Here is a 21,727-nt window from a genome sequence, read left to right on the forward strand (position 1 = left end):
CTCCCTCTGTGAGGCCATTTACATTGGAGCAGGCACTTATGGCCATTCCCCTGGCGCCCGATCAACGTATGGAAAGTGTCGGACATTACCAATTGCGTAAATGTTTAGGTGAAGGCGGATATGGCCAGGTGTACGAGGCATGGGACCAGATGCTGTATCGTAGCGTCGCGCTGAAATGCCTGAATATTGCCGCTGTCGAACCAGGCACAGATAAGCTGATCAGCGAGGCGCGTCTGGCCGCGTCGCTGCAGCACCTCGCCTTCGTCAAGATCTTCGGATTCGAGGACGATGGCCGTTCCCAATACATAGTGATGGAACTGGTGCGCGGCAACACCCTGCGCAGCCACGTCGCCGACTGTGCGTCCGACCCATCGCGCGCGCTCGACATCATCGGCCAGGTCGCTGCAGCCATGGCGGAGGCGCACGCGTCCGGTCTGATCCACGGTGACTTAAAGCCGGGCAATCTGATGCTTGAACCAGGCGGAACGGTGCGCATCCTCGACTTCGGCCTGGCACGCCATATCGATCCGCTCGCCACTCAGTCGGGCGCGCCCGAGGATCCGCTGGGCACGATCGCCTACATGGCGCCGGAGCGGCTGGCGGGCCGCCCTCCCACTGCCGGCACCGACATCTATGCGCTCGGCGTGGTGCTGTACCAGCTGGTCACCGGTGAACGGCCGTTCGCCGCTTTGCAAGGGCTGGCGCTGGCCACCGCCCTCATGCAAACCAGCTCTCATCAATGGCAATACGCGAACTCGATGGATAACGGTCTGCTGCAATTGATACTGGCGATGACCGCACGCGACACCGAGTTGCGTCTGCCGAGCATGCTGGCAGTATGCGAGCGCATCGCCCAACTGCGCGGCGTCGCTGGCGTCAGCGCGCCGGTGGAGCCATGGCGCCGGCGGCGCCCCGCCGGCATCCGCGCGCAAGTGCTGCTGGGCGCCGCCTTGCTGGCCGGCGCCGGCTTAATCGGGCTGGCCCTGCGCGCGCCGGCCTGGCTGGCGCCGTCGGCGCCGGCGCATTCCGAATCGGCCTCGATGCAGGCTGGCATGGATGCCTTGCGCCACTTTGACCGCGACGGCGCCATCGATCAGGCGCTGCTTGATTTCGGCGCCATCCTGGCCCGCCGCCCCGACCATGCCGCCGCCGCCGCCGGTCAGTCGCTGGCATACAGCATGCGCTATATCGGCGACGGCCGCGACGAGACCTGGCTGACCCGCGCGGCGCAAGCTGCCAGCCTGGCCCTGCGCGACAACGATCAACTGGCGTTGGCGCACGCGGCCCAGGCCTGGGTCGCGGCGCTGCAGGGCCACGGCGGCGAAGCGCTGGCGGCGGCCGATCGCGCGCTCGCGCTCGATCCCGGGGACATGTCGGCGCTCAACGCCAAAATCAATGTGCTGTTGCGCATGCAGCGCTATGACGCGGCCGCCGCGCTGATCGGCCAGGCCCAGGCACGCATGCCGGACGAACGTACTTTCACCGATCTCGAAGGCACGCTTCACTTCCAGCAAGGCGACTATGCCGGCGCCGAACAGGCATTTCGGCGCAGCTTGCGGCTTGAACCTGACGCCGTGCAGAGCCATGCCAACCTCAGCGCCGCCTTGTTGCGCCTTGGGCGCGGCGATGAGGCGCTGGCGGTGCTGCAGCAAGGCTTGAGCGTCCAACATAGTGGCGTCTTGTACAGCAACCTGGGCACGGTACTGTTCAGCCGCGGCGATTTTCTCGGCGCCAGCACCGCGTTTGAGCACGCGGTATCCGCCGCTAAAGGCGGTCCCAACGATTACCTGAAGTGGGCCAACCTGGCCGACGCCTTGCGCTGGATACCAGGGCGCGAGCAAGCCTCGCGCGACGCCTATCGGCGCGCCATGCAACTGCTGCGCCCGATACTGGCGCGTGCGCCGGACGACCCCACCTTCCTGACCCGCATGGGGCTGTATGCGGTCCACCTCGACCATGAGCCGCAGGCGCTCGATTGGAGCGAGCGTGGTGTTACCGCCGCCCCGCGCAATCCCGACGTGCGCTTTCGCGCTGCGTTGGCCAATGAGATCGGCGGCAAGCGCGACGCCGCCCTTGCCCATCTGGCCCGCGCCATAGCCTTAGGTTATCCGTTTTCGCTGATCGAGTCGGAACCTGAGTTGGTCGCGCTACGGCGCGATTCCCGTTTTCAAACACTTGCCATGGAGAATACCCGATGAGCCACACTGGAACCCTGCCGCCTCCCCCTCGTGTCACGCTGAATCTCACGTTCGACGCCGATCAGACCAGCAGCAACCTGGCACACACGCTGACGCGCGATACGCCCAACACACCGGAACCGGATCCGACCGAAGGGACATATGCCGACAGCCTGTATTTCATCCCGGGCGAACAGCTCAGCGTCAAGGTGAGCTGCAGCGGATCGCTCGCCAACGAATTCGATTCGTTTCAAATCATCGACGCCGTGTTCATCACCCGGCCCCAAATCATCCAGCGCGGCGTCGAACTGGACACGCTATACGCGGCGCCTTCGCCATTCCAGCAAGCCATAGGCGCCTGCTACCCGATGGCGCTCGACTTCTCCGGCGTGGTGGAGAACGTCGACATCATGCCGCCGCGGGCCGAACGGGTGGTGAGCCAATACTGGAAGCGCACGCTGGACATCGCCCTGTCCCCTGGCCTATGGAAGCTGTCGTTCTCAATGACGGTGCGCATCACGCGCGGCATGGGCGCGGTGGACGAGGTGCGGGTCTTCGGATTTGACCCTGAAGCCGAGGTCGGCGGCAGCGGCACGCTCAAGGGCTAAGCCAGCTTCTCCGCTCAGCCGATCAAGCCATGCCTGCGCAACTGCCGGCGCAGGCTTTCGCTGGGCGTCCTCAGCGCCGCCGCGCAGCGCGTAATATCGCCCTGTGCGCCGGCCAGGGTCCGGCGCAATTCGTCGAGCGGAATCTCGCTGGCCTGGCGGATGAGCGGATGCATGCCCAGCAATTTGTACATCGACGGGCGTGACACCCCCAGTGTTTGCGCCGCCGCCCGGATATGCCAGCTGTTATGCTCCATCGCGGCGAGCACCGCGTCCTGGTCCACGCCGGCCAGTTCGGTGCGGCGCGCCGGGGCCGCCGCAGGCACGTGGCTGGACGTTGGCGCCAACGACACCAGCGATGCGAACGACGGCGCCTGGCCGGCGTGTACGGCCAGCAGCGCACGCCTGACCACATTGCCAAGCTGGCGCACATTGCCCGGCCAGTCGTGACAGCACATCTGTCTGACCAACGATATCGGCAAGCTGCATTGTGCGCCCGTGGCGGCCTGCCATTGGCCGATCACGTGGGCGATTAGCATGCCGATATCCTCACGCCGCTCGCGCAACGCAGGCAAGCGGATCACGAACGCTTCGAGCCGACGCAGCAGGGGTTGGTTGAAACCGTCCGCGCCCAGCCGCTGGTCGGTGGCGGCGATCAGGCGCGCTTGCGATTGCACCGAGCGCGGCGCGCCCAGCGGGCGGTACTCGCCGCCGTCGAGCACGCGCAGCAGCATGGGCTGGACCGCCGCCGGGGCGTTGCCGATTTCATCGAGGAACAAGCTGCCGCCGGCCGCTTCGGCAAAAAAACCGCTGCGCGCCTGCTCGGCGCCGGTGTAGGCGCCCTTCGCGGCGCCGAACAGGTCGGCGGCGGCCAGGCCGTCGTTCAGGGCGGCCATGTTGACCGCCACCAGCGGCCCGTCCGGCTGGCGGCTGGCCGCATGGATCGCGCGCGCCGCCAGTTCCTTGCCCGTGCCGGTCTCGCCCAGCAGCAGCACCGGCAGCTCGGTGGCGGCGACCTGGCGTATCAGTGCCCGCGCCTTGCGCATGCAGTCGCTGACGCCGATCAGTTCACCTTCCCGATCCGCCTTCGGCAAACCATCGACCCAATGTACGCGCAGCAGCAAGACGCCGCCGAGCTCGAGCACCAGGCCGTCGGCAAGGCGCGCCGCGTCGACCGCCATCGGCGCCGCCAGCGCCAGCCCATCCACCGTCACCGCCATGCGGCTGGCCGGTGCGCAGAGCGTCAGGCCGCCGGCCGCGGCGCGCCGCAGCAGCAGCGACTCGCGTGCGATCCGGCGTTCGCCCAGCGGGCGCTGGGGGCCGGCCGGCCGGCAAAAATCCGGCGCATAGCGGTTCAACGCCAGCTCGGTGAAATCCGCTCCGACCAGGAACTGTTCGCCGACCCGGCTCAAGTCCGGATGCCACAGGATCGTCAGCGCCAGCAAACGCTGCGCGTACGGCTCCAGCCTCGACAGTGCGGAAGTGAGTGTGTGTTCGGCGTCGGACGATAGCATCGGCGGTTCCTTGTCGGTGGCGGGTGGTTCCAGGCAGGCCTGCCTGATTATCGTCTGCCGTGCGTCCGACCACAAGCGAATGCAGCGCGGCGCGCGGGACAGCGTGTCAATGCGGGTGTCAATGCCTGTGTCAAGCACGGCAAATTGCGTGCTATTGACACGGGCATTGGCAGGCGCCGGCATCGCCGCCGCAGTGGCGGCCCTGCCTATGGTGACTGGCACGGCGTTTGCTCCTACATCTTCGGGGACGCCACACCACCACTTCAATCGAGGATTTGTATGCCTATCACTCTGCAAAATAATACGAAGTACGGTGGCTCGACCATCCCCGATAAATATACGGCGGTGAATGCCCCCAACCCCGACAATGACGACAAGGCCGAATGCCGCGCCATCGTCGCCGCCCGCATCGCGGCGCTGGGGGCGGACGATAGGAACCTTTTCCCACGCACGCTGACCTTGTATGCGAAATGGCCGGAGGTGAGCAAGAAGGTGGCGCCTATGGTGGTGGTGTCCAGCAACCGGGCGGGATGGATGGCGTCAGCCCTCGGGTTGGCGGTCACGCATGGCCCATTTAAAAAAGGCTATCTGCAGACCAACACCTTCAAGGACGGCGCCATCCCCTGGTATGCGCCGCAGCGCTCCCGGCGGCCGCTGTATGTGGTCGTGCACCACCGCGAGTTTGCCTATTACCATGCGAAATTGAAGGATTTAGTCAATGTCACCGTGGTGGCATACCACTATGCGGGCGACGCTGCTGGGGGCGGCGCCAACCAGAGCCGCCTGGTTGGCTTTGGCGCCTGCCGCTACGCCGCCCTGGCAATGCTCAAACACCTGGAATATGAAAAGGCATGGGTGGTCGATGACAACGTGGTCCAGGTCAACGGCTTTCCGGAGCGGCTGGAGACGTTCGAGCCCAACATGGCCAACGATATTTACGGCATTGGATTCACCGCTGCGACCGCCCTGCTAACCGCCGGCGAGCTGAATGGCGCCGGTATCACTTTCGCCGCTGGAAACGTCAACTTCGGGCAAATGACGTATGGCTTGTTGCAACAAGTTGTACTGTGGAACATTACGGCGTTGAACGCAAAAAACCTCAATATGAGCCCGCTGTTCGTCGCCTCCAACGAGGATGTCAGCTTTTCCAACTACCTGAAAAAGAAGGAATACAAGCAGCGGCTGGTCACCGCGTTGTCGGTCGTGAAATGCGAGGCCGCTGCGGACGCGGACAACGTCGGCGCGACGGCCAGCGTGGGCGCCAGCCGCATCTTGCTGCTGCAGCATCTGCAGGGCATCGAGGCCAACCGGCCCGTCAACGGCGCCGTCGCGCTGTCGGCGTTTGTCGCCGACACCTTGCTGCCCTATTGCCAGGATCCGGGACAGGAGCCGTACCTGGCGCAATGCCGCGTGCTGGAGCAAGTGATGTCAGCCGCCGTCGCCAAGGGCTGGGTCGGCGACAACCTGTTTACGCTCGATTTTGCAGGGCAGACACCGGTCCAACGACGCGAAATCGCCGACATTCCCGCCCTGCCCGTCCCCCCTATTTCAGCCCAGGCCGCACTTGGCGGTCCGGCGCCACATTTCCGCAGCGAGGCAGTCACATGGATCTGACAACACTTGCACTGGCATTGCGTACCCAGGTACTGAACACCGGTGCGATCAGCTTCGACGGCGACTTCCTGCCCCCCGCGGCGCAGCAGGCCATGGCGGCGGCGTTCCTGCTCGCGCCCGACGCCTGCTTCCGCGTGGACGGCCTGGCCGCCGCCGACATACCGGATCCGGGCGGCGCCAGCCTGACCATCTCGGCTGGACAGGCGACGCTGTTCGGCCAGCCTTCGAGCTCGGTGGACCTGCAGTTTTCGATCGACGGCGACGGCGCCGTCCAGTTTGTCTTCAATGGCGCCGTGGCGGACGGCTGGCAATTTTCCGACAGCTTTCCGACGCTGACGATGTTCCCGTTTAACGCCGTCGCGCCAGCGTCAACCTGCTTCCTGTACGCCAGCGGCGCGCAGGCGGCCTGGTGCCCATGGCGCTCGAAGCCCGACGAGACCGTGGCGCTGGCCAGCGGCCTCAATATCGCCAGCTGGATGACACTCAATATTTTCGGCGGCGCGCTGGTGCTGCTCGAACAGTTGCTCGGCACGTCGACCAGCCACAAGGTGTGCGGACCGCTCGCGCCCAGTCCGCAGACGCCCTATCCGGCCATGGCGCTGAGCCTGGGTCTTGGCGCCGCGACGTTCCCGCTGGCGCCGGGCCTGAGCATCGACAACCTGAGTCTGGTCATCACGGTCGGCGCGCCCGTCGACCTGATGCAGGACATCGGCCTGGCCATCTGCGCCAGCAGCGGCGGCCTCGCGTTCGCGGTGCAATTGGCGATGGCCGACCCGGCCCTGGGCTTTAGCGCCACGCCCCTGCCCGGCCATAGCGTGGGGATCGCCCAGATCCTCGCCCTGCCCGGCGGCGCCGGCTTCCAGCGCTATATCCCGCAGGAGTTGAGCAAGGCGTTCGACGCCTGCCTGCTGCAGCGCTTCGCGCTCAGCCTCACGGCAAAGCATGACATCGCCCGCGTCGAGCTGTGCATCGGCGCCGACCAGGATTACGTCTGGACTTTGATTCCATCGGTGCTGGTGCTCAAGCGAACCGCGCTGTCGCTCGACCTGCTCAGCCCCGGCGCCGCGCAGGCATCGACCGAGGCGACGCTAACGGCCCGCTGCCAACTGTTCCCCTCCATCTTCGAGCAAGACTTCGACTTCCGCGTCAGCTTGCGCCGCGCGGCCGGGGACGGCTGGGAAGTGGCCGCCGCCGCCGGCATCTACGGCGGCAGCGTGACACTGGGGGCGCTGGTCGGCGCCGTCGTCGGCGGCACCGCCGCACTGCCGTCCAGCCTGGAGAACTTGCGCTTCTCGGCCTTTGCGGTCTCCGCCGTCAAGCAAGGCCAGGGCTACACCTACCTGCTCACCGGACGGTGCGACGCCACCATGCCCTTGATGGGGACCGACCTGGTCGCCAGCCTGGTGGCGCAAGCGACTTACCAGGACGGCGGCTACAGCATCGTCCTGACCGGCAGCATGCTGGTCGGCCAGCAAAGCTTCACACTCGAACTCGACATGGGCAAGAGCGCCGCCAAAGCAGCGACGTCGATGGTGATGCAGGCCAAGTGGCAGAGCATGGGCGACGGCGGCCTGGGCCTGACCGACCTCGCCGACGCCTTCGGCTTCGGCACGCTGCTGCCCCCGATTCCCGCCGACCTCGACCTGGGATTGCAGTCGGCCACGCTGAGCTACGACTTCGAACAGCAACACTTGCTCATTGCAATGGAGTCCGTCAACTACGGCAACGCCGTCTTTGTCGCGCTCAAGGCGGCCGGCGATGGCGGCGCGTGGCAAGCGTTCTTCGGTTTGAATATCAACAAGATCATTCCGATCAGTAATCTACCGCTGATCGACGACTTGCTGGGACCGGAAAACACCATCGAGATCGACCAGATCCAGGTGGTGGTCGCCACCGCCGACTTTGACGATGCGCTGGCAGCCAAGGCCAACCAGTTGATCGCGGCGCTGCGCGGCGCTTACGCCCTGATACCGAGCGACAACGGCCAGGGCATGGAGGCCGGTCTGGGCTTTGCCATGCAGTTCAAGGTCGGCGACACGGCGATTCCGCTGATGTTCGGCGCCGGCCACGAGACGGTGCCGGGCACGCCGGCGCCGGCCCGGGCCAAGTTGCTGAGGCCGGCGGTGGCCGGCGCGGCGATCGCACAAAGCGCGTCGTCCGACGGCGTGCTGTGGTTCGATCTGCAGAAAACCTTCGGACCGGTGAATATCCAGAAGATAGGCGTCCAGTATCGCACCGACCAGGGCGCCATCGCCGTGCTGGCCAACCTGTCGCTCAGCGCTTCCGGACTGACGGTGGGCCTGCAGGGCTTCGGCGTGTCGAGCAAGATCAGTTCGTTTTCACCGCGCTTCACCATCGACGGCATCGACGTCAGCTACGCCGGTTCGGGCGTCACGCTCAGCGGCGGCCTGTACGGCACGCTGGAACCGGAACTGAGCTTCACCGGACAGTTGATGGTCAACGCCGAAGGCTTCGGCATCGCCGCGCTGGGCGGCTACAGCAGCGCGGCCGGCAATCCCTCGATGTTCCTGTATGCGGTGCTCGCCGCCGAACTGGGCGGTCCAGCCTGTTTCTTCGTCACCGGCCTGGCGGCCGGCTTCGGCTACAACCGCAAGCTGCTGGTTCCGGACGTGGGCGAGATCGCCGACTTTCCGCTGGTGGCGTGGGCCAACGGCGCGCAGAGTCCGCCCCCGATGGACATGGGCGGCAAGATCGGCCCGCAGGTCGACACCGTGCTGCAGCGCCTGACGGCCGGCGGCATCGTGGCGCCGTCGGTCGGCGACGACTGGTTGGCCGCGGGCGTCAAGTTCAGCTCCTTCGGCCTGGCCAATTCCTTCGCGCTCGCGCTGGTCAAGTTCGGCAAGCAATTCGAGGTCGACATCATCGGCACCAGCATCATCGCGATTCCACCGACGGCGCCGGTGATCTACGCCGAACTGGCCCTGCTCGCCACGTTCCGGCCGGCCGAGGGCTTCATCGGCATCAGCGGCCAGCTGACGCCGCAGTCCTATGTATTGTCGCAGGATTGCCACCTGACCGGCGGATTCGCCTACTACTTCTGGTACAGCGGCGAGCACCAGGGGAAATTCGTCATCAGCATGGGGGGCTACAATCCCAATTTCCAGGTGCCCGCCTACTACCCCCAGCTGCCGCGGCTGGCGATCAACTGGAACGTCAGCGATAACCTGGTGGTCAAGGGCGACGAATACTTCGCTGTCACCTCGATCGCGGTCATGGCCGGCGGCGGCCTGTCGGCCACCTGGAGCAGCGGCGACATCAGCGCATGGTTCAGCGTCCAGGCCGACTTCCTGATGATCTACCAGCCCTTCCATTACTACCTGCGGGCCAGCGTCGACATCGGCGCCTCGTTTGAAATCAACCTGCTGTTTACCCACATCACGCTGACCATCCACGTGGGCGCGGACCTGGAACTGTGGGGTCCCGATTTTACCGGCCGCGCCACGGTCGATCTCGATATCATCTCCTTCACCATCGACTTCGGCGGCTCGGACCAAGGCCAGGCCTGCACGATCGCATGGAGCGACTTTGTCGCCGGCATGCTGCCCGGCGGCGGCGGCGTCAGCGGCGTCAGCGGCGCGCCGGCCGGGGCCGTGCCGAGCGGCGGCCTGGGCGTCAATGTCACCAGCGGCCTGGTCAAGACCTTGAGCGACGACCCCGGCCAGCTCGATTTCATCGTCGACGCCGAACAGTTCGAGCTGACGCTCACTTGTGCGATTCCGGTCAAGGAGTCGCACAGCCCGGCGCTGTTCGCCGATCTGGTCGAACTGGCGCCGGATGCGTCGCAGCCGCACGACGCGGCCGGCGCGCCGATCGTCCCCTGCGAAGCATTCGGCGTGGGACCGACCGGCACCGCCGCGGGCGACTTCAAGCCCGTGCTGGCGGTGACGGTCAGCCTGACCGATCCGTCGCGCAAGCTGAGCGACCAGCCCGTGCTGCAAGCGCTGCGGCTGCTCTCGAACGCGCCCATGTCGCTGTGGGCCGTGGCGCCATTCGATGACGAGCACAACCCGGTACTGGCCGACCCCTTGAACCAGACCACCATCGCCAACGTCGTCACCGGCTACCGTCTGCTGCCGATCCGGCCGCAACCCGACCACACCATGGCGGTCGACAGCAACTTGCTGCACTACACCCTCGGACCGAAGATCGGCGTCTTTGCCTGGAGCCGCCCGGGCACCGCGACCAGCCCGGCATTTTCCGGCGCCACCGTGGAGCAGAGCGTGATGGCGCCGCTGGCGCAAGCCAACCGCGCCGCCTTGCTGCCGGTATTGCAGCAATTCCTGCCGCAGCTGCCGGCCGTTGTCGAGCTCGGTGGCCTGGCCGACGCCACCCGCAACGGCCTGCTGGCTGAACCATTGATGTGCCTGCTGGGACAAGCAACCATGCAAGAGGAGCTCCAATGAAACAACCCGACACCGCGCCCGCCCCGCCCCCGCAGCTGGTCTGCTTCATCCAGTTCGACGAGCCGGCGCTGAAGGCTGATGCCTATACGATGACGGTGGCGCAGAGCACCAATACCGACGCTCCCAACCAGTTCGGCATCACCCGCAACTTTGCCGTGACCGGCGAACGCTTCGCCTTCGGCGCCGACCAGATCGATTCGGTGTACCCGCCCGACCTCGCCAACGGCGAGTTCAACGGTTGCCTGCCGCATGTCGTGTTCAACCGGCGCATGCTGCCATGGGAGCGTTATCTGGATCCGTCCGACGCTGCGCTGCCATGGCTGGCCGTGTTGCTGTTCGATGCGGACGCGCTGCCGGTCCTCACGAAGGCGAGCGCGCGCGCGCTGGTTCCGCTGGGCCACTGCATCAGCGCCGCCGGCAATTCCCAGGCCCAGGGGGTGGGGACATTGCCGACGGGGTATGCGAGTTACCCGCACATGGACCGGCTCGAATATGGCGAATCGGCCGATGCCGCCTGCACCGTCATCGATATCGACCAGGCGCTGTTCAATCAGATCGCGCCCAGCATGGCCGACCTGAAATACCTGGCGCACGTGCGCCAGGTCGACCGCATCGACAGCGCCAGCAATGAAGCCGAGCAGACCAGCTTTGCCGTGGTGCTGGGCAACCGCCTCCCCGATACGCGCTCCGGCAATCCCATGTACGCCTTCCTGGTCTCGCTGGAAAACCTCGGCACCGCCCTGCCCGGTCCGGGGCGCGCCTCGCAATTGCCGGACGGGACCACCACAGTGCGCCTGATCAGTTACCGCTCCTGGCGCTTCACCGCCAATCAACTCGGCCAGAATTTGCAGCAGTTGCTGGAAAACCTGAATGCCAACGCCGTCCAGCCCTGTTCGACCCTGCAATGGCCCACCGCCGCCCCCGCGCCGACCGCCGCGCAGGTGGCGCAGGCGCTGGCGGCCCAGGGCAGCGGGACGCTAGCCCCGGACACGGCGCAAGTGCTGGCGCTTAACGCGCTGGCGATGGGCTACCTGCCGATGAAGCACGCGACCCGCCACGCGGTCGACACGCTCTCCTGGTATCGCGGACCCTGCCTGCCCTACGGCGCCGCCACCAATGCCCCGACGCTGCCGCTGTCCTGTCCGGACGCGGCCAACAGCTACAACCCGTTCACCGGCCTGTTCGATGTATCGTACGGCGCCGCCTGGCAGCTGGGCTTGCTGATGGCGATGCAGAACCGGGCGTACGCGAACGCCTTGTTCAACTGGAAAAAGGCGGCGACGGCCGCCGAAGCGATGCAGGCGGAACAGCAGATACTGGCGCAGCGGCTCGGCGGCGATGCCTTGTTCGCCCAGCTGATGGCGCGCCGCGGCGCCGCGCTGGCCGCCGCGGCGCCATTGCCGGAGATCGTCGCCGACTGGCTGGCCGGGCTGCGTCTGCTGAGCGGCGTGCCGTTCCACTATCTGGTGGCGGACGAAGCCATGCTGCCGCTGGAGTCCCTGCGTTTCTTCCAGATGGACATGAACTGGATCGACGCACTGCTCGACGGCGCGTTCAGCATCGGACGCACTTGCAGCGCCGAAGTGGACCGCGACCGGCGCCTGTTCGGCGGCGTCGCCGAGCAGGCCCGGCAGCGCGCCGCCAGCCGCCGCCGGCAGCGCCCTGCCGGCGCCTACCGGTCGAACGCGGGCCAGGCCTACACCGGCTTTCTGCTGCGTTCGCAGGCGCTGGTGGGGTGGCCGGATTTGCGGGTCAACGGCTACGCCGTCCAGGACGACCCCGCCTCGGAAGTAAAAAAACTGCGCATGGAATTGCTGGCGCCCGACTGCATGCTGTGCATTTTCGATGGCGACATCGTGCAATTGGCGCTGCATGAACCACCCGAACAACTGCATTGTGGGGTGGAGGGCGACGCGTCCCCGTTCACCACCACCTTGCGCGCCCTGACCCCGAGCGGCGCCTGGCAGCCCGGCGAGCCGCTCGGCCCGACCGCGACGGCGCAGGTGCCCGCGTATGGCGGCGGCCGCACCATCGACGTCGGCCAGTCCAGCACCAACATCCTCAACACGCTGAACCAGGACTATGGACAAGCGGTGGCGCCAGCCAATTTCACCTCGGCCGAATTCGCGCTGGAGATGATCAAGGGGGTGGTCAAAGTGGAATTCAATCTGGCCGGCACGGCCAAGGAGCGCTTGCAATGAAACCCATGAACCAGGTCGCGCGCGGCCTCATCGTCCCGATCGACCTGAGCGCCTTTGGCGTCAACGCCGAGGACGCCATCGATGCCACGCCCCAATTCGCCGGCGCCAACGCGGTCTTCGTCGACCAGTCGGGCGGCAACGACGCCTTCCTCGGCGCCAACGTCAGCCGCTCGCCGTCGGCGGCGCCGGCCCAGCCGCTGGAGGCCGGGATGCACCTGCACTGGGCCATTCCCGATGGACTCACGCGGGCCGGCAACGAGCATGGCCAACTGCTGTTCGGCGCCGTCCCCAACCGCTGGCTGGTGAGCCGCCTGTCGCTGGTCGACGGCGCCGCCCGGCGCACGTCCTGGGTGGTGCTCAGCGACCGCCTCAATGACGCGCTCGGCGCCGGTCAGGTGTCGGTCAGCTTGCCTACCCAGCCGCTCGCCAATGGCCAGGACTACGCCTATTGCGGCGAATGGCAAGCCTTCGACGCCGACTGGAGCGAGCTCGACCTGCCCGCAGCGGGCAGCTTTGCCGCGCTGACCGGCGCCGCCCTGTCGGCCGTCGCCAGCGGCCATGCGACGTTCGCCTCCTTCTATCCGAATTGTCGCGGGGTGTTCGGCTTCGTCGACACCTTCGCCGACCTGCAGCTGGCGCCGGGGCAACAGCTGGAGCTCATGTACGCGGTCACCGGCTGGTACAGCGACCCGGCCGGCGACCCGCTCGACGGCGGCCTGACCCAGGCCCAGCTCGAACAACAGTATGGCTGGACGCTGGCTACCGCCGCCGCCGCGACGCCCACGTATTCGCTGTACCACGGCCTGGTGCAGGGAGTGCTCTGGCATCCGTCGCAAAGCTACCTGCCCGACGCGTCGGCGGGACCGCTGGAGGTCGATCTCGATATCGCGGTCGGCAACAATCCCGCCGAAGCCGTCTCGGCCTTCCTGCGCCAGCAAGCGCATCCCGAATTGCCCTATTTCGAAACGCTGCTCAACGCCTATTTCCAGGGCTTGCTGGGCGCCTTGCACAGTCCCGCGGCCGACCAGCTGTCCAGCCTGGACGAGGGACTCCAGGAAAAGCAGTTCCGGGCCATCAAGGCCGGCTATCTGTATAGCGTGGCGCGGGTCACCGCCATGCCCGACCGCAACAACGACGAGCTGCTGCGCTACGTTGACATCGAAGTCGAAGGCATGCCACAGGCGCTGGGCGACGCGCTCAACGGCCTGAACCTGGCGGCGCAGAGCTACCAGGCGATGCAAACCAGCTATGCCGATTTCCAATGGCAGTTGTTTGCCGACTGGTACCGCATCTTCATGGCCATCAGCACCGGCTATGAGACGCCGGCCTATGACGTCGCCTACACCAAGTATCAGGCCCTCGGCGGCGCCGAAGCGCAGCTGGCGGACGCCCAGGCCGCCCTGGATGGCCAGGCGGCGGCGTTGCAGGCGATGCTGGAACCGGACTGGGTACTGCGCAAGGTGGCCGCGCCGCGCTACTGGCAGCCGTCCGAGCCGGTGGTGATGCTCAGTGGTGCGGCCTTGCCGGCGATGGACCGCTACGGCGGCGATGGCCGCTTCCGCAAGGATGGCATGCTGGCGTGCCGGCTCGACGGCGATTACCTCGACGCCATCGCCGCCAACGGCGTGACCGTGCATGCGAGCGACTACGCCAGCGCGGCGCTGCCGCCGCACAACGCCTTGCCGGCGCCGGCGGTGTTCAGCGCGCTGATCGAGGAATCCTGCCTGCTCAACACCAGTTGGCTCGGCGCGCGCTGCGGGCTGGCGATCGCGGCCGGGCAACTGCTCAAGGCGCTAGCCGGCGATGCCGGCCCGCTGACGCTGAGCGGGACGGCGCCGTCGCCGGTCGGCCTGAATTGGTGGGACGGCAATCCCTGGCTGCCTTTGCTGGTCCAGTGGGAGCTCGATTTCGCGCCATTCTCGCCCACCGCCAGCGGCGCCGGGCTGCTTGACTATGGCGCCGATTTCATGACCGCCAACTTCATGATCGAGCAAGACGCCGGCAGCGCCATCGACTATCGGCCGCCCGGTCCGCCCCCCGATCCGGCCGGCGCCGCCTTCGCCCAAGCCTATACCGGCACCGCGGTGCTGGCCACCAGCGCGGTGTCCGGCCTGATGCGCCAACTGGCCCAGAGCAGCGAGCCCGTGTTGCAGCAAATGCTGGCCGTCCTGGAAAGCCAGCACATGCTGATGCAGGCGCTCAGCGGTCTGAACGCGGCGCTGTTGATGCGCCAGCAGGATCTTCAGCTCAACGCCGCGGTGTCGCCGCAGTCCCCCTATGGTCCGCTCACCAGCGCGGTGGCCGCGGCGATCGGCGGCTACGCCGACACCGCGCCCGACGCCGGCGGCTGTTTCAACCCGATACGGGCCGGCTACTTCAAGCTTGGGCTCACCTTGATCGACGTGTATGGCCAGAAGAAAGTCGTCAAGCCGCTCAGCTTCACGCTGGCCGCGCCGATGCAGGCGCAGTACCAGGGCCAGCCGGTGCCGGCAGTGGGCTACCTGCCGCCGCGCCTGGCGCAACCGTCGCGCCTGCTGCTGCGCTGGGTGGCCGCCGATTCGAGCCAGCTGGATGAAATGAACCAGCATCCGGCGACGACGCCCATCTGCGGCTGGGTCCTGCCCAACCACGTCGATGGCAGCCTGTTCCTGTACGACGCCGCCGGCGCCTCGCTGGGCACCTTGTTCCTGAACGGCGACCGGAGCCGGGTCATGTGGCAATCGGCGCCCGGCAACAATCAAACCATCGACAGCGGGATCGACACGGTGCTGGCCCAGCAACAGCCGCAGTTGCGTGACTTCGGCCTGGCGCTCTACTCTGGCGGCGCCGCCTTCTTTGCCGATTTCTCGCGCGCCATCGACCGGGTTAACGGCGACGTCCAGGCGCAGGGTTTTAGCACCAATAATGACCTGGCGGTCCTGGTCGGTCGCCCGGTCGCCCTGGTGCAGCTGTCGGTGTGCCTGGAGTTGCGCGGTGCGCCGGCCTACAATCAGTCGATGCTGGTGCTCGACACCGGCGCGACCGGCGGCGAGCTGGCCGAGACCGACAATGGCGTGACCGCGGTCGGCTTCCCTGTCATCCTGGGCAAGCTGGCCAAGCTCGATGACGGCCTGATCGGATACTTCATCGCGCCGCCCGGCCAGGCCGTTTACGACATGGCGACGTTTTACACGGCGGGCGCGGACGCGCACAGCAGCGGCGGCGTGCGGCAGGCCGCCCAGGACACGCTGCAAGTGCAGCCCTTTGCAGCCGAGCAAGCCAGCTCGGCCGATCCAGCCGGCCACAAACGCAGACTACTGGCCCTGCTCGACCCGCGCGCCGCGCTGCACGCCTCGACCGGCATCTTGCCGACCAAGGCGATCCGCATTCCGCCGTATATGTACGCCGACACGCTGCGCACGCTGGAGATGACGTTTCCGTGCACCCCCGTGCTGGCCGGCGCCACCACCTTGAACCTGCCGTTGCCGGCCCAGAGCGGCTATCAGTGGTCGTGGGTTGCGCAACAGCATAGCGGCCAACACAAATCCTGGCTGGTCGATCCGCAGGTCGGTCTGGATGCGCCCCAGGGCATGTGGCCGTACAGCCCGCAATCGCTGCGCGAAGGCTGGCTGCGCCTGAATCCCTTGCTGCTGGATTTCGCCTTCTTCGATGCCGACCACAAGCCGCAGGTACGCAACGGCCAGGAGAATTCCCTGACCTTGGTCCTCACCAACAAGCAGGGCCGCGACATTCAATTCCTTGCCGCCGGTACGGGGCCGCGCTCCGCACCGCACGCCGGATCGACGTTCGCCATTCACTTCGGCCCGGCCGTGCCGGCGGCCGACGTCCGCGCCATCAACTTCCATGCCGCGGCCTGGCGCTTCACCTGCGTCAGCGCGCCGAACGGCGCCCCTTACTGGCTCGCTACGCCGAGCGGGCCGGAACCGATCGTGCTGCACGGCGGCGCCACCCTCAGCATCGGGGCCGACCATATCCCTATTCAAAGCACCAAGCAGCAAATTTCCATCAGCTTCGAATACTCCGCAGTGGCAGGCATCAACGACGGCGTGAGCCGGGACCTGTTGCTTGTCCTGCCCTCTTGACCTGTTCTTCACTTCACCTCTAGGAGCAAGGCTATGAACCAGATTTCCTTTGAACTGTATAGCGGCGACACCCCTGGCGTACTCTACGTACCCACTTCCGGGGCGGCTGCCAACGCCGTGACCTTACGGATCAGCAGCAACGCCGCGCTGACACTGAGCAAGGCCGCCAAGCCGGTGGAGCAGGCCATGGCCGCCGGCGCCACCGGCAGCCTGTTCTACCTCGACCTGAGCTGCCTGAACCTGTCGAACGCCGAACTCAAAGGCCTCGACTGCACCGCCGCCAATTGGCAATGCCAGGTGTACGCCGATACCCAGACACTGTGCGTGGCGTCGTCCAAGGACCAGCAACTGGCCGCCGGCGCCACTATTACCGTCAAGCTGGCCGGCTTTGCCTGTAGCGCGCCGCCGGCAGGCGCCAGCGTCCAGATGTACATGAATTTTTACCGGGCCCTACCCGTGTCCTCCGGCGCGCTGCCATTCACTTACAACAACATCGTCACACTGCAGGCGCCCACCACAGGGCAACTGGATTTACACCAGGCCATGAGCTTGTCCGTCGTCGACAGCAATGTGGTGCAGACGATCGCCGCCACGCCCGACGTCGAGAATACGCTCAGCCTGGTGATGTCGCCCGGTCCGCACTCGGCGTCCATCACGGCGGGCGAGAATACCGTATTCACGATAGGCTTCGTCTATGCCGGCGCCGCCAACCCGTTCGGCTATGGCGCCTTGTGCAGTTTGACCGCCGCCTTCAACATGAGCGTGACGGCCGGTGTCGATGCCACCGGTTGGCTCATTACCGATCCGCCGCTCGGATCGCAAAACCCGGCCTGGATGCTCCAGGCGCCGGCGAATCAGGTGATACTCGGCGCCGGCGCGCAAGACACGGTCGCATTCAATATCAGCCACCTGCTGACCAAGATGCAAGCAGGCGCGACCACCATGGTGGTGGCGTACTCCGGCGTGCCTGGCTACGACGACGGCGTCTTCACGATTGCGCTGACCAAGGTTCCGCATGTGTACATTTCCAGCTTCACCGGGCCGGCCAGGCCACCGGTGCTGTCGGGGGGCAGCGCCCAGATCACGCTGAACTGGACGGCGTCGGCGCCCAGCCTGACTTTGATGCCGGGCTATATCGACGTCAGCAACCTCAACACCTGGCAGACCAGCATCACCGAAAGCACCCAGTTTACGCTGATTGCCCAAGGCGACCAGGCCGCCAACACGGCCACGGCCAATCTTGCGGTCGACGTCCTGCCCATTACCAACGCGATCAATGCCGCGCCGGCAAATATATACTACAAAGATTTCCCATCCACGGTGCTCGTCGATTGGTCGGTGAGCAGCAACGGCGGAGTCACTCTCAGTACCAGCCTGGCCGTGTCAGCGGAATTGCCCAAAGTGGTGCCATCGGGCGGTGTCACCAGCCTGACGATCACCGAACCGCAAATGCTCACCATCACCCCCCTGGACCACGAGCTGGGTCTGGTCATTCGCCGCAACGAAGTCCTTTCGGCGTTCCAGCTCAGTCAGCAAACCATCGACACCGCTTCCGCGCCGCTGGCGATTGCGGTATCGCCTAGCGCCAACCTGTACGCGATCGCCCAGTCAGGCGTCAATACGATCGCGATTTTTGACAGCATTACCAATCAAGCCAACGCTGCGCCGATCGAACTGGGCGGCCAGGTCTGCGCCCTGCAGTTTTCCAGGGACGGGCAATTCCTGTTCGCGGCCGATGCGACGGAAACCCTGACGGTGTTTCAAGCCAGCTACGACGCGGCGCAAGAATGCTATGAGTTCGCCGAGGTCAGCAGCGCCAGTGTCGTCGGCGCGGTGCTCGCGCTGTCGGTGTCGTACGACGGCAGCTACGTCTTTATCGGCAGCCAGGCAGGCGATGGCGGCAACCAATTGAGCATCTACAGCGGCAATGGCAAAGGCAGCTTCGTCCTGGCGCAAAGTTTCACCGTCAGCGGCGCAGTGGGCGGCATTGCCTCATTGCCCTCGGGAGCGCAGGTGTTTGTCGTCGACGCGACGCCGCAGGTGTCGGTGCTGGGCTACAACATCGTGCTCAAGAAATTCGAACTGGTGCGTTCCATCCAGGGCTTCCAGGCAGACGATCTGCCGTGCGCCATCGCCGTGGTCGACCAGCAGTCCGAAACCTTGCTGGTCGCCTGCACCGGCGGCAACGCCGTGTGCGCATTTCCCATCGGTGCCACCAGCGTGGCGGGTTGCCAGCGCCTGAGCGTGACGGCGCCGACCAGCTTGCTTACCACGGAACAAGGCACGTATGCCTATGTCGCCAGCAACGCCAATCCGACCCTGAGCTTGATTAACTGCATCGCCGGCTACGACTGCTGCACGGTGGTCGAGAGCGGCCTCGCCAACGGCGCCAATGTGGCGGCGATGGCGGCGTCTTCGGGCGGCGAGGTGCTCTACCTGGCCAACGCGTCGGCCAGCGTGTCGATCTGGAATTCGAGTACCTACCAGGACAGCAACAGCACGGTAGCCAGCGGCGCGCTGGTCACCAGCGTAGCAGCCTCAACGACGTCGGTGCTTTCCTGGCATAACTGCGACGTGAGCATCAACCTGCCGGGACAAACCCCCTTCACCGGGCTGTCGGTCTACGACTGCGCATCGCAAACCAGTGCCATAGTCCGAAGCGAGCTGTCGCTGATCGACTTCCAATTCTGGCCCGATACGACAAAGGCTGTGGCGTTTTCGATCCGCAGCGGTGACGGCAATCTGTATGTGATGGAGACTGCAGGCTACACCGATATCTCGGCGGTCCCGCTGGGCGCGGCGCCAGGCTACACGCCGCTGAAACTGTCGATCTCGCCTTATGGGAACAATGTCTTCGTCCTGATGTCCGACCAGCAGCACATGCTGCATCTGGTGGTGGTCGACTGCGACCTCGGCAACCAGGTGTTTACCGTGGCCGCCGATGTGCCGCTGTTCTCCGCGACCGCAGCCTCCGCATACGGCATGGTGTCGGTTGCGGATGGCACGGCGGTATACATCACCGATGAGCAGGGCAAGCAAATGAGCGTGGTGCGCGCAACGCCTTCCGGCTACAGTCTCGATGCGACCAGCTACCCGCTGTCGATGATGCCTAGCGGCATACTGTGCGCACCAGACGACAGTACCCTGTATATCTGGATGAACGAGGCGCAGCACAATGCCTTCGCGCGTTTCGACATCGCAAGCGCCACCATGGAAAGTTTCGTCTTGCCAGGCCAGGCCAACTTCCAGGTCAACGGCATGACGATCGCCCCCGACGGCAAGCGCCTATTCCTGTCCGACTCCAATAGCGGGCTGCGCATCTTCTCCACCAGCTCCATGCAGAACGTGGAAAACGTCAGCCTGAATGGCGCCGCATTCCCCATGGGCGTCGCGGTTGCACCGGACGCGTCGGCGGTCTATGTGGTTGGCGCATTCAGCGGAACATTGTCGATCGCCCCCCACTTGCGGCCGTCGGTCACGCAGGACCTGGTTGACCGCAGCACGCTGTCGAGCGGCTCGTCCTATCAGGGCATCTTCCTGCGCGATTACCTGGGGCAGTCGCCTCAGTCTAACAACGGATCCGGTTGGACCTTGTCGCCGGACATCATTCCCTACGGTCCGACGGCACTCACGCCGTCGGCATTGGCGACCATGGGAACGCTTGCCGACTATAACGGCAACGACTATGGCAACCCGCCAAACACAGTCGACAATCAGGTGAATTACGTGTATGTGCGCGGCTTCAACACCATGGCCACACCGCAAAAATCGCGCGTGTATTTCTATTACGAGAATCAAAATACCACGCTGTTGCCAAGCCAATGGAGTCCAAACAACTTTGACATCGCCGGTGGCGTACCGGGAAACTATCTCGACATCGCCGATACGCAGGGCAACGGCATTGCTGCATGCCTGGCGCCGCTGCTGTGGCAACCGGACAGTAGCTTTCCCCATTATTGCCTGATCGCCTGGGTCGACAACACGGCAGACCCAAGTCCGCCGGATCTGGGGGCATACGGGACATTCGGGACGTGGGCCGAACTCGGCACATTCATTATGGCGCATCCCAATATGGCTTGGCGGAATACCACCGACATTGTCGACCCTAACCAATTCCTGAACGAGTCGACCCTGGTGACCGGGCCGGCCGAGGGAGGAAGCGTGACGATAGGCGTCCTGTTGAGTGCGCCCATTATTAAGATGGGTGGAAAAATTGGCTTCACCTTGCTCAACTCGGACGGGACGATCAACTATACGTATCCTATGGTTCCCATCACTAGCGTAGACACCTACTCGCAGACACTGGCGTGGCCAGCCAATGCGCCAACACCAACGCTGACCTATACGTATGAGTTGCCACCGGGCCAGTCCATGCCAGCGGGGTGCTCGGTGATTGCGTTCACCAGTTTCATGCCTCCCGTGGCTATGCTCAAAAAGGTATTGCGCAGGCATGCCGATATGCTGATACCTGTTTGGGGCCCGGACTACAGCGTGCAGGAGATGGTCATAGGGACGGTGCCTTTCAACTACACCGGCGCCACGCCTTGACAGGCCAACTCCGGTTGATTGCCTCTCCGTAAATTGAGCATGCAGGGCAGCCAGCTAGCTGCGCTGCATGCCTCTCAGACGCCATGCTGCGTTCGGGTCGGGCACCTTCAAAAATGCCAGGGCTGTATGCCTTATTTTCCTGCTGGTGCGAGGTAGCAATCTTTAGGTCGAAGCGCTAAAAGGCCGCCATGTTTGCATGGCGGCCTTTTTATTGGGGCCGGGCTGCCAGCCGAAGCTGGTGCCGGCGCTCGCCCCAGTGGTCGAACCAGCCGGCCCAGTATTCGCCGGCCATGCGCGGCGTGTTCGGGCGGGAGGCGGCCAACCGCGTGAAGGCGTCCTTCACCTCGTCGACCGTGCCGTTGAAATTGACCACCGGCGTCAGGCCAGGCAAAGTGCCGCGGTCGAGCAGTGTCGGGTCGCGGCCGTCGGACGTGAACAGCGGCAGATCGAAACCGGCGTCGATCAGCTGTTACTGGATGGTGGCCATGTAGGCGTGGTTTTCGCCGTAGGACCAGTGCCGCCAGCCGCTTCATGTCCTTGTATTGCAAGCTAGTCTCCTCAA

General features: G+C 65.4%; 9 protein-coding genes. 7 read left to right on the forward strand and 2 right to left on the reverse strand.

Features of this window, described 5'->3' with window-relative positions:
* Positions 1 to 92 precede the first annotated feature (92 nt).
* Entirely contained in the window at positions 93 to 2,198 is a 2,106-nt protein-coding gene (locus tag AC07OK_RS06205) for a protein kinase domain-containing protein (protein ID WP_494689473.1), read from the forward strand.
* The gene (locus AC07OK_RS06210; protein WP_494689474.1) at positions 2,195 to 2,785 is read left to right on the forward strand and encodes a hypothetical protein; all 591 of its coding nucleotides are present in this window, start codon (positions 2,195 to 2,197) and stop codon (positions 2,783 to 2,785) included. Before AC07OK_RS06205 ends, AC07OK_RS06210 begins: the two co-directional genes overlap by 4 nt.
* Positions 2,786 to 2,799: 14 nt before the next feature.
* Here the strand turns inward: AC07OK_RS06210 and AC07OK_RS06215 are convergent, their stop codons facing one another.
* On the reverse strand, positions 2,800 to 4,296 hold the full coding sequence (locus AC07OK_RS06215) for a sigma 54-interacting transcriptional regulator (protein WP_494689475.1): 1,497 nt from the start codon (positions 4,294 to 4,296) through the stop codon (positions 2,800 to 2,802).
* Between the two features lie 279 nt (positions 4,297 to 4,575).
* Between AC07OK_RS06215 and AC07OK_RS06220 the strand changes: the two genes are divergently transcribed.
* Genes AC07OK_RS06220 through AC07OK_RS06240 form a run of 5 tightly spaced genes read left to right on the forward strand, consistent with a single transcriptional unit; the run spans position 4,576 to position 21,165 of the window.
* Complete coding sequence (locus AC07OK_RS06220) at positions 4,576 to 5,910, forward strand: hypothetical protein (protein ID WP_494689476.1); 1,335 nt, start codon at positions 4,576 to 4,578, stop codon at positions 5,908 to 5,910.
* Positions 5,901 to 10,334, forward strand: a complete 4,434-nt coding sequence (locus AC07OK_RS06225; protein ID WP_494689477.1) for a DUF6603 domain-containing protein — start codon at positions 5,901 to 5,903, stop codon at positions 10,332 to 10,334. The genes AC07OK_RS06220 and AC07OK_RS06225 overlap by 10 nt, the downstream gene beginning before the upstream one ends.
* Positions 10,331 to 12,535 (forward strand): hypothetical protein, encoded by a 2,205-nt coding sequence (locus AC07OK_RS06230; protein ID WP_494689478.1) that lies wholly within the window; start codon positions 10,331 to 10,333, stop codon positions 12,533 to 12,535. The genes AC07OK_RS06225 and AC07OK_RS06230 overlap by 4 nt, the downstream gene beginning before the upstream one ends.
* Positions 12,532 to 16,617, forward strand: coding sequence for a hypothetical protein (locus AC07OK_RS06235; protein WP_494689479.1), 4,086 nt, complete (start codon positions 12,532 to 12,534; stop codon positions 16,615 to 16,617). The genes AC07OK_RS06230 and AC07OK_RS06235 overlap by 4 nt, the downstream gene beginning before the upstream one ends.
* 33 nt (positions 16,618 to 16,650) lie before the next feature.
* Complete coding sequence (locus AC07OK_RS06240) at positions 16,651 to 21,165, forward strand: YncE family protein (RefSeq protein WP_494689480.1); 4,515 nt, start codon at positions 16,651 to 16,653, stop codon at positions 21,163 to 21,165.
* Between the two features lie 208 nt (positions 21,166 to 21,373).
* Here the strand turns inward: AC07OK_RS06240 and AC07OK_RS06245 are convergent, their stop codons facing one another.
* Complete coding sequence (locus tag AC07OK_RS06245) at positions 21,374 to 21,631, reverse strand: beta-galactosidase (protein WP_494689661.1); 258 nt, start codon at positions 21,629 to 21,631, stop codon at positions 21,374 to 21,376.
* Positions 21,632 to 21,727 lie beyond the last annotated feature (96 nt).

The organism is Duganella sp. GW821-FHT07G03, from assembly GCF_059418605.1.

Coding starts and splice junctions, on each gene's coding strand:
- AC07OK_RS06210 (WP_494689474.1), top strand. CDS start 2,195: ATGAGCCACACTGGAACCCTGCCGCCTCCCCCTCGTGTCACGCTGAAT.
- AC07OK_RS06230 (WP_494689478.1), top strand. CDS start 10,331: ATGAAACAACCCGACACCGCGCCCGCCCCGCCCCCGCAGCTGGTCTGC.
- AC07OK_RS06225 (WP_494689477.1), top strand. CDS start 5,901: ATGGATCTGACAACACTTGCACTGGCATTGCGTACCCAGGTACTGAAC.
- AC07OK_RS06240 (WP_494689480.1), top strand. CDS start 16,651: ATGAACCAGATTTCCTTTGAACTGTATAGCGGCGACACCCCTGGCGTA.
- AC07OK_RS06220 (WP_494689476.1), top strand. CDS start 4,576: ATGCCTATCACTCTGCAAAATAATACGAAGTACGGTGGCTCGACCATC.
- AC07OK_RS06215 (WP_494689475.1), bottom strand. CDS start 4,296: ATGCTATCGTCCGACGCCGAACACACACTCACTTCCGCACTGTCGAGG.
- AC07OK_RS06235 (WP_494689479.1), top strand. CDS start 12,532: ATGAAACCCATGAACCAGGTCGCGCGCGGCCTCATCGTCCCGATCGAC.